Source organism: Nocardia donostiensis (assembly GCF_002081715.1).
Taxonomy (GTDB): domain Bacteria; phylum Actinomycetota; class Actinomycetes; order Mycobacteriales; family Mycobacteriaceae; genus Nocardia; species Nocardia donostiensis.
In genome coordinates, this window is record NZ_MUKP01000046.1 from 1 (window position 1) to 13,212 (window position 13,212).

Genomic DNA, 13,212 nt, shown 5'->3' on the forward strand with positions numbered 1-13,212 from the left:
AACCTCGGGCCGCGCCCTCTTCCGGTAGCGCCGCCTCGGCGTACAGATCCGCGCCGTCGCGCCACAGCGCGCGCAATCCGCGGAACACCGGCCCGTATCCGTATCCGGCTGCAGCCAGTCGGTCGTAGCCGCCGTCGACATCCACCGCCACGGCTCCTGCCGGCGGCCACGACGGCAGTGCGGGCTCGTCCGCCTGTTGGGCGGCGCCTCCGACAACTCCGCTGCCTGCGGCGACTCGGCCCCGTGCATGCAGGGTCCACTCGGTGTCGACGCCGGTATCGGGGCAGGCGTAGATCGACAATGCTCGCGCGCCGGTGTCATCGCACCCACCGACGACCACCTGGATGCGTACCCCGCCGTCGTCGGGCAGCACCAGCGGTTGCAGTAGCGCCAGTTCCTGGACGGCCGGGGCGCCGACCTCGTCACCGGCGCGAACGGCCAACTCCAGCAGACCGGTACCGGGGAACAGGACCAGGCCACCGAAACAGTGGTCGGCCAGCCACGGATGAGTACGCAGCGACACCCGACCGGTCAGGGTGCGCCCACCCGAGTCCGGTGCGGCGACCACCGCGGCGAGGAAGGGGTGCTCGGCCGCGGACTGCCCCAGCGCGCGCACATCCTGCGCACCCGACCCGGTGTCGAGCCAGTAGCGGCGACGCTGGAACGCATAGGACGGCAGCCGAACCCGCCGGGCGCGGCGGTGTGCGGACAGTTGCCGCCAATCGATGTCGACACCGCCGACCTCCAGTTGCGCCGCCGTGTTCAGCAGACGCTGCGCCGCGCTCTCGTCGCGCCGCAGGGTGCCGACCACGATCGCCGCGGCCCCGTTGGCGTGCACGGTGTCGAGGGTGTGCTCGATATGCATCGCCAGCACCGGGTGCGGGCTGATCTCGACGAACGCGCCGAACCCGTCCGCGTGCAGCGTCCGCACGACCGGTTCGAACAGCACCGGGCGCCGGCAGTTGTCGAACCAGTACCGCGCGGTCAGTTCGCGTCCCGCGATCTGCGTGCCGGTGACCGTGGAATAGATCGGGATCTCGCCGTTGCCGGGAGTCGCGAACGACAACGCCCCCAGCAGGCGGCCCCGCAGCCGGTCCACCGCCACCGTATGCGAGGGTACGGTGGCTGCCACCACCCGTGCTCGCACGCCGTCGGCCGTGAGCGCCGTGACCAAGGCCTCCAGCGCATCGTCCGGGCCGGCGACCGATACCCCGCCGGGGCCGTTCACCCCCGCCAACGACAGCTCGGGGTACGCGGCCAGATACCGTTCGGCTTCGGCCTGCGACAGCGCAACCGAGGCGATCGCACCGGCTCCGGTCAGCTCCTCGGCGAAAATCTGTGCCCGGGTCACCACCAGCCGCAGCGCGTCTTCCAGTGACAGCACTCCGGCGACGTGTGCGGCGGCGATCTCCCCCTGGGAATGCCCGGCCACGGCATCCGGCCGTACGCCGAACGCCTGCCACACCCGGGCCAATGCGACCATGACCGAGAACAGCACCGGTTGCAGCACATCGATCCGGTCCAGCATCGCTCGAGACCGCTCGGACGGCCCGTCGAGCACCTCGCGCAGCGACCAGTCCACCTGAGACACAAGCACTGCCGCGCACTCGTCGATCGCTTGCGCGAACACCGGCGACGACGCCAGCAGCTCCCGCCCCATCCCCACCCACTGCGTCCCCTGGCCGGGGAATACGAACACCGTCCGCGCCGATCCCCTGGTCTCGCCCGTCACCACGCCCGGCTCCGGCGACCCGGATTCCACCGCAGGCAAGCGTTCCAGCAACTGTTCCCTGGATTCGCCGAACACGACGGCCCGATGTTCGAACCTTGCCCGGCCCGAGGTCAGCGACCAGCCGATATCGGCGGGGTCGAGGTCCGGTCGCGCGGCCACGTATTCGGTCAGCCGCCGCGCCTGGGCGCCCAGCGCCGCGGCGTCGCGTCCCGACACCAGCCAGGCCACCGTGTTCCCGGCGAGTGGCACCGCCGATTCCCCGTCCGGCGCCGCCCGCTCCGCGTCGCCGGGCTCGGCGGGTGGTGCCTCCTCGAGGATCATATGCGCATTGGTGCCGCTGATCCCGAACGACGACACCGCGGACCGCCGGGGTCGTGCACCGGTCGGCCAGGGACGCTGCTCGGTCAACAGCCGGACCGTGCCCGAGGCCCAGGTCACCTGGGATGTGGGTACCTCGGCGTGCAGTGTCTGCGGCAGCACACCGTGCCGCATGGCCTGCACCATCTTGATCACCCCCGCCACCCCGGCAGCGGCTTGAGTATGGCCGATATTGGATTTGATCGACCCCAGCCACAGCGGCTGCTCGGCGGGACGATCCTGCCCGTAGGTGGCGATCAGTGCCTGCGCTTCGATCGGGTCCCCGAGCGCTGTTCCGGTGCCGTGCGCCTCCACCGCATCCACCTCACCTGCCGACAATCCCGCATTCGCCAGCGCCCGCCGGATCACCCGCTGCTGCGACGGACCGTTCGGCGCGGTCAACCCGGCCGAAGCACCATCGGAATTGGCGGCCGAACCCCGAATCACGGCCAGGACCTCGTGCCCCAGCTCCCTGGCCCGCGACAACCGCTCCACCACGACCAGCGCCACCCCCTCGGCGAGCCCGGTGCCGTCCGCGCCCTCGGCGAAGGCACGGCACCGCCCGTCGCGGGTGAGCCCGCCCTGCTGGGAGAACTCGATGAACGCGGCCGGTGTCGACATCACCGTGACGCCCCCTGCCAGCGCCATCGAACACTCCCCGGACCGAATCGAGTGCACCGCGTGATGCAGGGCCACCAGGCTCGACGAGCACGCCGTATCGATCGCCACTGCCGGGCCTTCCAGCCCGAGGACATAGGACACCCGGCCCGCGACGACGCTGGCGGTGGCCCCGATCGCGCGGTACCCCTCCGCGTCTGCTGTATCGGCGTCCACCGCGCCCGCACCGTAGGACTGGTCGATCACGCCGATGAACACGCCGGTATCGCTTCCGCGCAGCGTCGCCGGTGCGATACCGGCGTACTCGAGCGACTCCCACGCTGTTTCGAGTACCAGCCGCTGCTGCGGGTCCATGGCCTTGGCCTCACGTGGGCTGATACCGAAGAACCCAGCGTCGAATTCCAGGGCGTCGTAGAGGAATCCCCCCGCCCTGGCGCCCGACGTCCCGGCCGCACCGGTCGTTTCGTCGAACAGTGTCGTCAGGTCCCAGCCACGGTCGGCAGGGAACGGGCCGATCGCGTCATGACCGTCGAGCAGTGCCCGCCACAGCTGCTCCGGCGAGGTCACCGCACCCGGCAGGCGGCAGCCCATGCCGACGATCGCCACCGGTTCGGCGAGCCGGTGTTCCAGCTCGGTCAGACGTTTACGTGTCGAACGCAGAGTGACCAGAGTGCGCTTGAGGTACTCGAGGGACGTCTCGTCGGCCGGCATGCCACTCCTTCTGCACAGTTGACCATCGGGGCGCCGGATGGTCGCGGGGTCCGGGATCACCCGAACGCCGGATACCGGGCAGCCACCAGTTCGCGTTGCCCATCAATGTCACGATCGCCGGCACCAGCAGCATCCGCACGATCGTCGCGTCGATGACGATCGCCAGCACCATGCCGACGCCGGTCACCCGGATCACCGAGACCTCGGACAGCGCGGAGGCACCAGTGGTGACCACGAGCAGCGATGCTGCGGCGCTGATCACCCGGCCGGTATGCGCCATACCGAACCGGATCGCGCTGTCGGTGTCGGCGCCGGCGTCGTGCGCCTCCACCATCCGGGAGATGAGAAAGACCTCGTAGTCGGTGGACAGCCCGAAAATCACCGCGGCGACCATGATCAGTGCTGCGGAGGGCAGCGGACCGGGTTGCACACCCAGCAACTCGGCACCGTGTCCGTCCTGGAAGATCCAGGTCAGGATCCCGAAAGTGGCGGCAAGGCCGAGGCCGGCGACCGCGATCGCCTTCAGCGGCAGCGCGACCGATCGGAAAGCCACGAGCATCAGCGCGAACGTGGTGCCGACGGCAACCGCCACCATCCAGGGAAACCGTTGCACTACCGCAGCATTGCTGTCGACGGTCGCTGCGTTGTCGCCGCCGACCAGAACGGTGACCCCGTCCGGCAGCGGCATACTCCGCAGCGCCACGACCGTCGCCGCCGCGCCATCGGAAAGGTCACCGTCGGACAGCACCGCCTGCACGACGACGAAACCCGGTGTGCCAGCTATTTCCGCGACCCGGGCCACCCCGGGCACCGCCGCGGCGGTGTGCAGCACGGCCGCCACCTCCCCGGCATCGGGCCGTCGTTCGCCGGTACCGCGCACCAGCAGCGTGGCGCCGTTGTTCGCGACCGGGAATTCGGTGGTCACCACCTGCTGGGCGAGCCGTGCCGGTTCGTCCGCGGGCAACCCGGCCACATCGTTGCCGCCCAATCGCACACCGAGTACCGGTGCGGCGCACACGCTCAGCGCGGCGACGATACCGACCGTCACCAGGATCGGGCGGCCGATGACATGGGTGGCCGTCGCAGCCCAGAATCGCTGCGCCCGCTGCTCACCACGGCACACCGCACCGCGCCGCCACGCCAGCGCGTCGATACGCGGGCCGAACAGCGCCAGCACCGCGGGCACCGCTGTCAACGCGAGCAACCCGGCCATAGCCACCGCGGCGATCGCACCGAAACCCAGGGACCGCACCATCGACTGCGGAAACACCATCATGCCAACGGCGCCGCACATCAGCAGCAGGCCAGACAGTGCCACCGTGCGGCCCGCGGTGCACACCGTCCGGCGCACAGCCGCACCCGGGTTCCCGTCATGGCCGATCTCCTCACGGAAGCGGCTGACGATCAGCAATCCATAATCGACCGCCATACCGAAGGCGAGCACGGAGGCCATGGTCACGGCGAAACCGCTGACGTCGGTGAGATCGGCCGATAGGCGCAGCGGAGCCAGCGCAGCGAAGGCCGCCAGCGCTCCCATGCACACCGGGATCGCGGCGGCCACCGCGCTACCGAAAACAACGACCAGCAGTATCAGCGCCAGCGGGACCGCCACGGCCTCGGCGAGGACGAGCGACTTCTTCGACTGGGTGTTGTATGCGGTGGTCGTGGCGTGGTAGCCGGCGAACTGGGTGGTTACGCCGGGCACGCGGAGCGCGGAGGTCAGTTCCATATAGGACCGCAGCCGCTGGTCGTCGTCGCCCGAGAGGGTGAGCACCGCCAGCGCCCTGGTGTGCTGGGCAGAGACCAGCATCGTGCTCGCTGACGGGGGCGAGGTCCAGTACGAACGGATCGGCCGGGCCAGCAGTGCCGGATCGACCGCATCGAGCCGGGCCGCCACCGCGGCGCGGATACCGGGATCGTCGACCGTCTTACCGGGCGGAGCGGTGTAGACGACCACCACGTCCGGTGTCTGCCGTCCCACCGCGGCTTCGAGCAACCGCTCGACCTGCGCCGATTCGCTACCCGGGTCGGTGTAGCCGGACAGGTTCAGTCGATCGAAGACGCCCAGCCCCCAGACCCCGGCCGCCAGCAGCAGCCCCACTGTCACCAACGACAGCAGCCGAGGACGCGCAGTGATCACCCGTGCCCACCGCATCATCTGGGTAGCCTCCCGGTTCCGGCACCGGGCCGCGATGCCCGACCCTGTTCGTGATGCGCCGCCCCCGGCACCACCACGTCACACCTCAGTCGAACACCAACGGCACCTCTCCGTTCGGGCCCTGCTGGTAGTCGGTGATCCGAATCAAGTGGCCGGAGGCGTTGACCTGCGGCCACATATAGGGAAACCAGTAGCTCGAATCGATCCAGATCTGCCCGACCAGCGGAACCGGCTGCCGCGAGATATCGATCGAACGCCCCGTCGGCGGATCGGCGAAACTCGCGACCTCGGCGCCATCGATGAAGAACTCGACCTTGTCGCTGCTCAGCCGCACCGAATAGGAATGCTCCCCCGCCAGGTAGGCCGGATCCAGCTGCTTGATCACGGGCAGGCCGAGGGCGCGCTTGACCATCACGAAGAACCCCCGCGGCAGGTCGCTGCCGATCGCTTCGAATATCGGCGTGGTCGCCTGACTGATCGACCCGAGCGGGCCGTCGGTGTCGTTGCGGAAGAACCACGCCGTTTCCAGCGGGCCGGGATCGGTGGTGCGGGAGGCGATTCCCCATCCCGTCGTGCCGTTCAACCCCGCCGAACCGGAGGCATCGACCTTCATCGTGACGGTATGCCCCTGCTCCACGTTGGTGTGCGAGATGACCGATCCAGCGCTCATCAGTACCTCGGGCCGGGACGCCGCGATGCCGAGGGTCAATCCGTCCGGGCCGAACCGCAGGGTTCCGTCGCCGTAGCTCGTACTGCACCAGTTCTCCTGGCGGGCAATGGTGAAGTCGTCGTAGTAGGGACGGTAGGGCTGCGGGTTGGGGTCGCCGTTGTATCCGGCGAGCAGCCGGCGCACATTGCCGAAGACATTGCAGTTCGCCATACCGCCGTCGTTGGGGTGCGGCTCGGCCACGGCGGTCCCCGATCCGGACGCACCCATCAACGCGGCGGTCACCATCGCTGTCGTCAAGATCCTGTGCATGGATCGAATCCCTCTGTTACGGGCGAACTGGGTGCGTTGTTCGTACCGACTCACCGCATCGGTGTCAATGACCACAAGACGGCTTGCGTCGCGGACGTTCCTGCTCGACAAGGTCTCGGTGCCAACGTTTTTCATGATGTTCAGCCCGTCCCGGGAAGCGGCCACCGACCCGCGGCCGGTTGCGCGTCGTACTGTTCGAGCAGGTGGGCGAAATGCTGCCATGCCTCGGCTCGTTGCCGGGCTAGGCCGATCACCGCGGCGATGTGGTAGGGCGGCAGGTTCTCGGCCACCTTCGCCCAGTGCGCACAATCGAATCCCGGAGCCTCCAGCCAGCGCAGCAACTGCCGCCCCGAGTCGGAATGCCGGACCGCGGGATCGCGCCGCAGCCTGCCCACCGACTCCAAGTGCCCGGCCTGCTCGCTCCCGATATCGAGGCTCGCCGCTGCCGGGGTGGCCCTGCGGGGTCGTGGCGCCGCTCGGTAGCGCGCAGGCACCGGGTCCTCGCCGCGGCGCATCCGCCGCCGGACATCCTTCACCGTCGTCTCGGAAATACCCGCACGACGTGCGATTTCGGCTATCGGCACGCCGGGTTGGGTGCGCAGCAACTCCATCGCCGTGCGGCGGGCCTGCGCGGTGTCCAGCCGGTGCACCACGCCGTTGCGGGCCACTCGGCGCGGCGACTGCGGAAGTTCTGCAGCCGACCGGCGCACCGCCGCCACCGTCTTATCGGAAATCCCGGCCGCTGCCGCGATCGCCCGATTCGACCATTCGGGATAGTCGCGGATGATGCGCAGCGCGGCCGCGCGGCGTTCGCCCCGGGACAGCGGCAGACCGTGCACCACGTTCAACCGGACGGCGAGGACGAAGGCTTCGCGCTCGTCACCGTCGAACAAGATCGCGGCGATCGTGTCGTGACCACACAACCGAGCCGCTCGCACCCGGTGCGCGCCATCGATGATGCGCATGGTTTGCCGATGGACAAGTATCGGCGGCCAGGGCGCTCCCGCTTCGGCCAGCGACCGCACGTGTTCGGGATCGTCACCGTCGATCCGCGGTGTATCCGGCGCCCGCAGGCTCGACACCGCAACGTCGACCACCGCACCGAAGGCTGTCCGGCCCGGATCCAGCCCCTGTGGCAGTAGATCCGCGCATACACTATCCATCCGATACCCACCTTGCGAAACACCCGCCGGGGCAAGGGTTTACGCCGGCGGTCGGGCGTCCACGCTCCCGCAAGTTACCGCCCATTCCATCCTGCCGAGCCGAACGTATCACTCGGCCACGCCCCACGGCGGGGGAATCGATAGACTCATTCTGCATGACGCATCGGTGGGTCGCGGCTGAACGAAAAACTGAACCTCGTTCGCAGAGCGACAGCGAAGAGTGTGTGGCACAATCGGTTTCACTCTCTGGCTAACCCAGCGCAACGTTGTTTGCCCGATGGTTTCGTAAGTTGGAGTGATTGCTCGGGCAGCCGAGCAGGACGCAGATCGCAGAGTTGGAGGCCGAGATCGCCGAGTTACAGCGTCGGCCAGGGAGGAACTCGCGGAATTTCGACGACGTGCCCGACAATGCCGCACCGTGCAGCGCCACAGAAGCACTGAACACGATGACAACGAGGTGGACAGCCCCGGCCGACCCACACGACCAGCCCGCCGGCTACCCCACGCAGAGGTGTTGCCTGGCGGATTGAACTCTGAACAGGTCGATCCTCCAGCCCCTTGCCCCGGCTTCCGGAGAGCTCTGTCAGCGACAAGAGCACGGCGCGGTTGCCACCTGCGCGCACCCAGGAGCTGGGACAGGCAACCCCGTGTTACGGCAATCAGCACCTAACTGGCTACTGACGGGTAAGCCACCGATTCGAACTGCGGTCGCGGACAGGTAACGACTAGACTCCCTTCGGTGCTCAAAACTCTTGCAGTTACGTGGTTTTTTGCCGGGGCATGCCGCGTCGGAGTGACGCCGTAGCAACTTCCAGTGTCGCCGGTGCTGCTCGATGCCATGCAGCCCTTGACCACTACTGATCATCAAAGGAGATCCGGGTGCAACACCCACAGCCCGCAGCCGCCCATACGGCCGCGGTAGCCGTCGAAGACCTCGGCCCACGAATCCCGATCTACACTTCAGAGTTCGCTGCGGACCCGCACCGTTACTACCGTGAGATGCGCCGACAGTACGGCAGCTTGGTGCCGGTGGAGATCTGGCCGGGTTTCGATGCCACCTTGGTGATCAGCTACAACACGGCGAAGAATATTCTCAGTGACTCGACCCGCTTCTCTGCTGATCCACGGCGGTGGCAGGCCACCCTTTCGCCGGAGCAACTCGCTGCACCGATCATGCCGATGATCGAATATCGACCCAATGCCTTGCGTTCGGACGGCGAAGAACATCGCCGATACCGGACTGCGACCCTCGACGCGCTGGAGAAAGTCGACCTGGGTGCAGTCCGCAGATCTGTCGAACGTATCGCAGTGCAGCGCATCAACCAGTTCATCGAGCGTGGGGAGGCCGACCTGCTGAAAGATTACGCGGCCCCACTCACCTTCGAGGTATTGAACGAGATCGTCGGCTGTCCTGCACACATCGGCCGAGAGGTGGCCGCCGCGTCGTCTGCCTTGTTCGAGGGCGTGGACACAGCGACAGTGAACATCATGTTCGACGAGGCGTTCACGGGACTTGCGCACCTCAAGAAGGTTGTTCCCGGAGATGACGTCACCACCCGCCTGCTCGAGCACGGCGCCGGACTGTCCGACGTCGAAATGGTGCACCAGTTGGTTACCTGCTACTCCGCAGGGCACGAGATCCCGACGAACCTCATCGCCAACACGTTGTATTTGATGATGACCGACCCTCGATTCATCACCACGCGTGACAGCTCTCAGTTGATGACTCGCACAGCGCTGCTCGAAACTCTGGCCAACGAGCCTCCGCTGGCGAACTACTGCATCACGTATCCGCGCGGGCCAGTGGTCGTCGAAAATATTGGGGACCAAAGCGTGTGGCTACCCGCTGATCAACCGGTGATCACCAGTATGGCCGCGTGCACTACCAACCCTGACGTGAACACCGGCGATTTCGCCGACGGGCGCTGGAACCTCGCCTGGGGCACCGGCCCCCACACCTGCCCTGAGCCCGCTCAAAAGATAGCGGAGCTGACCGCGCACGAAGCCATCGATTTCTTGTTCGACGCTGTGCCAGATGTCGAGCCCAACTTTCCGGCCAATCAGATGCTTTGGCGGCCCGGCCCATTCCACCGGGCATTAGCGGCGCTGCCGGTCAAGTTCCCGCCTGCTGTCCCGATCACGTACTTCGGGTAGATCCACAGGCGGGTCAAGGAAGAACGAGATCCAGTGCTGGAAACAGGGCTGGGCAGAGGTAGTGGGTGAATTGAATGACAATTTCGGATGCTCACGTCGGCGAAGCCAACCCAGCAGCTGATGTGAACGATGCGGTACCTGAGGCGTTGCAGCAGGTACTCTTCGGCGATCACATGAAACTGCATGCGTGGGTGCGCGATGTCCTCACCGGATTGGATGATCTGCCGCGCCCAGGATCGACACACGCTGCCGAGGCCGAACGTGCACCCACACTCTTGCAAGAGGCACTCGCCGGCCTCGGGGCGTCGGCGAGCACGATCGCTTCCGATGCTCAGTTTCGCGGGGCTTTCTGCGACTGGGCGCAAATCCTTACCCCCCGCCTCCTGCTGATCCTGACCGGACAGCTCGACCTGTCCACAGGCGCCATTCTGTCACTCGGCAATGGCTCCGAATACCAGCAACAATGTCTGGCAGAACTGGACACTGGTGCCGCGGGCGGCGTGCTGATCCTGACCGAGCTCGCCGGAACGAACGGGAACGACCATCAGACCACCGCGACCTGGGACCCCCGAAGCGGAGGATTTTGGCTGAAATCGCCTACGCGCGGGTCATGCAAGTTTATGCCTAATGTTGCGGATCCTTCGGTGCCCAAGATCTGCACCGTAACCGCACGGCTGGTCGTCGAGGGGCGCGACGAAGGCGTATTGCCGTTCCTGCTGAGGCTGCGGACTTCGGAAGGGCTCGCCGAAGGCGCCAAAGTTTTCCGCCTGCCCGACAAGTCGTCGGCGGCGATGGACCATGCCCTGATTCGGTTCGAGAATGTCTGGGTGCCGCGTGAGGCATTGCTGGGCGGTACCTGGGCGCGGATGAACGAAGACGGTCGCCTCGAATGCGATGTTCCGATCGGGGCACGTTTCCATAAGTCGATCAATGTCCTCAGCCAGGGGCGCCTCGACCTCGCAAACGCGGCAAACGCCAGTGCCCGAGCCGCTCTCTCCGGTTTGGTCAACTACGCACCGCAACGCAAATCCGGTTCCGGCACAGCGATGTCCGACCGGGACAATGTGGGCCAGGACTTGGTACGGGCCCTGGCCGCAACCTACGCGACCGGCGTGCTGGGGCGACGCATCCGCGACCTGCTCGCGTATGACACCGGTCGGCCTGAACATGTCGTCTGGGCGATGCTCGCCAAGCCGCTGCTGTCCTATACAGCCCATGACGTACTGAAAGTGTGTCGATGGCGTGCCGCGAGCCAGGGAATCCTGCGGAACAACCGGATCGTGGACTGGATCGGCAACGTCGAAGCGATCATCACCGCGGAAGGCGAGAACCAGATCCTGCAGATCTCGGCCGGGAACCTGGGCGTGGACCTGAATGCCCTGGAGCTCCCAGAAACGCCCGACAACCTCCCCTGGTATATCGACCTACTCTCCCAGCGAGCACGCGTCATCGCCGATGGTCTGGCAAACCGAGACTACCTGGTGGCCGGGCCCGTGATGGGAAAGAACTCGGCGGTCATCGAGTTGACCACGACTACAGCGGAAAGACTGGCCGCGACAGCGCTCGTATCCGCAGCACAAGACGTTGAGGATCCGACCGCAAAGAGTCTGGTCATGCTGCTGGCCGAGGCCTACGCACTCGACCGAATCCACGACCACGGGCTGTGGTACGTGACACGAGGGATCATGACGACCGAGCACGCTGAGAAAGTAGAGAAACGGTTGCACCACACCAGGTCGTCACTGCGCACAGTTATGCCTGTGTTGACCGAGGCATTTCAGATCCCGCCTCTACCCGATGCGCCGCTTTTCGCTCCCGATTACATAGAAGCGTGGACAGACATCGTGAGGCGAGAAGACCCCACGTTCTTCGGCAGCCGGTAATACGCTGGCGCTGAAAGTTCCTGAGCTCAGTTCGAGTGGCTTCCGCCTGTCGGCGGAAGCCACTCGCATCTTGTCCGAGGTACGTCAGGCGACAGTAACGGTCAGGGTGTAGTCGTCTGCCGCGCCGTCGACGGAGGAGACGGCGATCTGGTAGTCGTTGCCGTCGGCGACGAACTCGGCGTGCTGAGCCTCGTCGGCGACCTGCGGCCCGATCAGCGGAGCCACCGAGACGCGGGCCTTGTCGTTCGTGGAGGTGATGTCGAAGATCAGGCGCTGACCCGGCGCCGTGGCGATGGAGTAGCTGTCGTTCTTGCCGCGGGCGACGCTGCCACTGGCCTCGGTGCTGTTCTCGCCCGGGAGGATCTGCAGGCGATGCACTGCGCCGGGCACCGAGGGAATGCTGGGCAGGGGTTGCGCAGTCGCGGCCCCTCCGGCTGCGGCCACTGTGATAGCGGCGAGCACCGCGGGCACGGCACGCAGCAACGAACGAAACACTGGAAAAGCGGTCATAGGCATCATCTTTCCCCACAAAGAACCCGAGTCCGCAATTCGGTTCGAACGATTACCTCAGGGGGTTTCATCAGGGTTGGTCGGCAGCGCGGCGACGTGGAGGTGCCGCAGCTCACGGAGCGCTTTCGCCGCCGGGGAGCCGGGCTCGGCCGAATAGACGACGAACCGCTGGTCACGCCCGGGCACCGACAAGGTTTGCGCATCCAGTTCGATCACCCCCACCTCGGGGTGTTCGAACCGCTTCCACACGCTGGGTTCCGGGGCTACCTCATGTGCTGCCCAGCCGTTGCGGAAGCCGATATCGCGGGCGGACAGCCAGTCGATCAGTTCAGGAATCTCCGGATCATCCGGGTACCGGACGGCGGCGGCGCGCAATTCGGCGACGGCCTGCCGGACGAAGTACATCGCACCGTCGGCGGAACCGCAGGAAACGCGGGGTGTGCTGGTTCCGAATGCCAGCCGCAGCAGGTTGCGTTCGGCGGCGAAACCGCCGATCAGCTCGGCGGCGAGCATATTCCAGGCGAGCACGTCGTACCGTGGGCTCAGAACGTAGGCAGGCATATCGGTTCGCTCCAGCAGTTGGCGCACACCCTCGGGTACGTCGTCGTGCGGGACACCGGGTTGCCCCAGTTCGTGCCCGGCGAGCCCAGCCAGGTAGCGCTGTTCGTCCGGACCGAGTCGCAGCACGCGGGCGAGCGCGGCCAGCACTTCCGGTGACGGCCGCGGGGCCCGCGCCTGTTCGAGCCGCTCGTAGTAGTTGGTGGAGATACCGGCCAGCCAGGCGACTTCCTCTCGGCGCAGCCCCGGTGTGCGCCTACGCCGCCCCGGCTCCGGGGTGAGGCCGACGTCGCCGGGGGTCAGCCGTTCCCGGCGTCGGCGCAAGAAGTCGGCAAGTGCGTGCTTGTCCACCCCATCGACTGTGCTCCATACCGGGACTGCTCAGCAAG

The 13,212-nt window shown here is 66.8% G+C and carries 8 protein-coding genes; 2 read left to right on the forward strand and 6 right to left on the reverse strand.

The window, feature by feature from the left end; genetic code table 11:
• The 4 genes from B0T44_RS22140 to B0T44_RS22155 form a co-directional block, all read right to left on the reverse strand.
• The coding region (locus B0T44_RS22140; RefSeq protein WP_139795336.1) for a type I polyketide synthase at window positions 1-3,418 on the reverse strand (3,418 nt) is incomplete at its 3' end.
• On the reverse strand, window positions 3,351-5,576 hold the full coding sequence (locus B0T44_RS22145; protein ID WP_077114796.1) for an MMPL family transporter: 2,226 nt from the start codon (window positions 5,574-5,576) through the stop codon (window positions 3,351-3,353). The genes B0T44_RS22145 and B0T44_RS22140, both read right to left, overlap by 68 nt.
• Window positions 5,577-5,661: 85 nt before the next feature.
• Window positions 5,662-6,555: a hypothetical protein gene (locus B0T44_RS22150; RefSeq protein ID WP_077115117.1), complete on the reverse strand. Its 894-nt coding sequence runs from the start codon at window positions 6,553-6,555 to the stop codon at window positions 5,662-5,664.
• A gap of 140 nt (window positions 6,556-6,695) precedes the next feature.
• Window positions 6,696-7,718 (reverse strand): ParB/RepB/Spo0J family partition protein, encoded by a 1,023-nt coding sequence (locus B0T44_RS22155; RefSeq protein ID WP_081512525.1) that lies wholly within the window; start codon window positions 7,716-7,718, stop codon window positions 6,696-6,698.
• Between the two features lie 1,023 nt (window positions 7,719-8,741).
• On the opposite strand from B0T44_RS22155, the gene B0T44_RS22160 reads away from it, so the two are divergent.
• Window positions 8,742-9,872, forward strand: a complete 1,131-nt coding sequence (locus B0T44_RS22160) for a cytochrome P450 family protein (protein WP_342749206.1) — start codon at window positions 8,742-8,744, stop codon at window positions 9,870-9,872.
• 74 nt (window positions 9,873-9,946) lie between these two features.
• Complete coding sequence (locus B0T44_RS22165; RefSeq protein WP_139347643.1) at window positions 9,947-11,755, forward strand: acyl-CoA dehydrogenase family protein; 1,809 nt, start codon at window positions 9,947-9,949, stop codon at window positions 11,753-11,755.
• Window positions 11,756-11,839: 84 nt separating this feature from the next.
• On the opposite strand, the gene B0T44_RS22170 is transcribed toward B0T44_RS22165, so the two are convergent.
• Both B0T44_RS22170 and B0T44_RS22175 read right to left on the reverse strand, forming a co-directional pair.
• Entirely contained in the window at window positions 11,840-12,265 is a 426-nt protein-coding gene (locus tag B0T44_RS22170; RefSeq protein ID WP_139347644.1) for a hypothetical protein, read from the reverse strand.
• Window positions 12,266-12,322: 57 nt separating this feature from the next.
• On the reverse strand, window positions 12,323-13,174 hold the full coding sequence (locus tag B0T44_RS22175; RefSeq protein WP_077114800.1) for a helix-turn-helix transcriptional regulator: 852 nt from the start codon (window positions 13,172-13,174) through the stop codon (window positions 12,323-12,325).
• Window positions 13,175-13,212 lie beyond the last annotated feature (38 nt).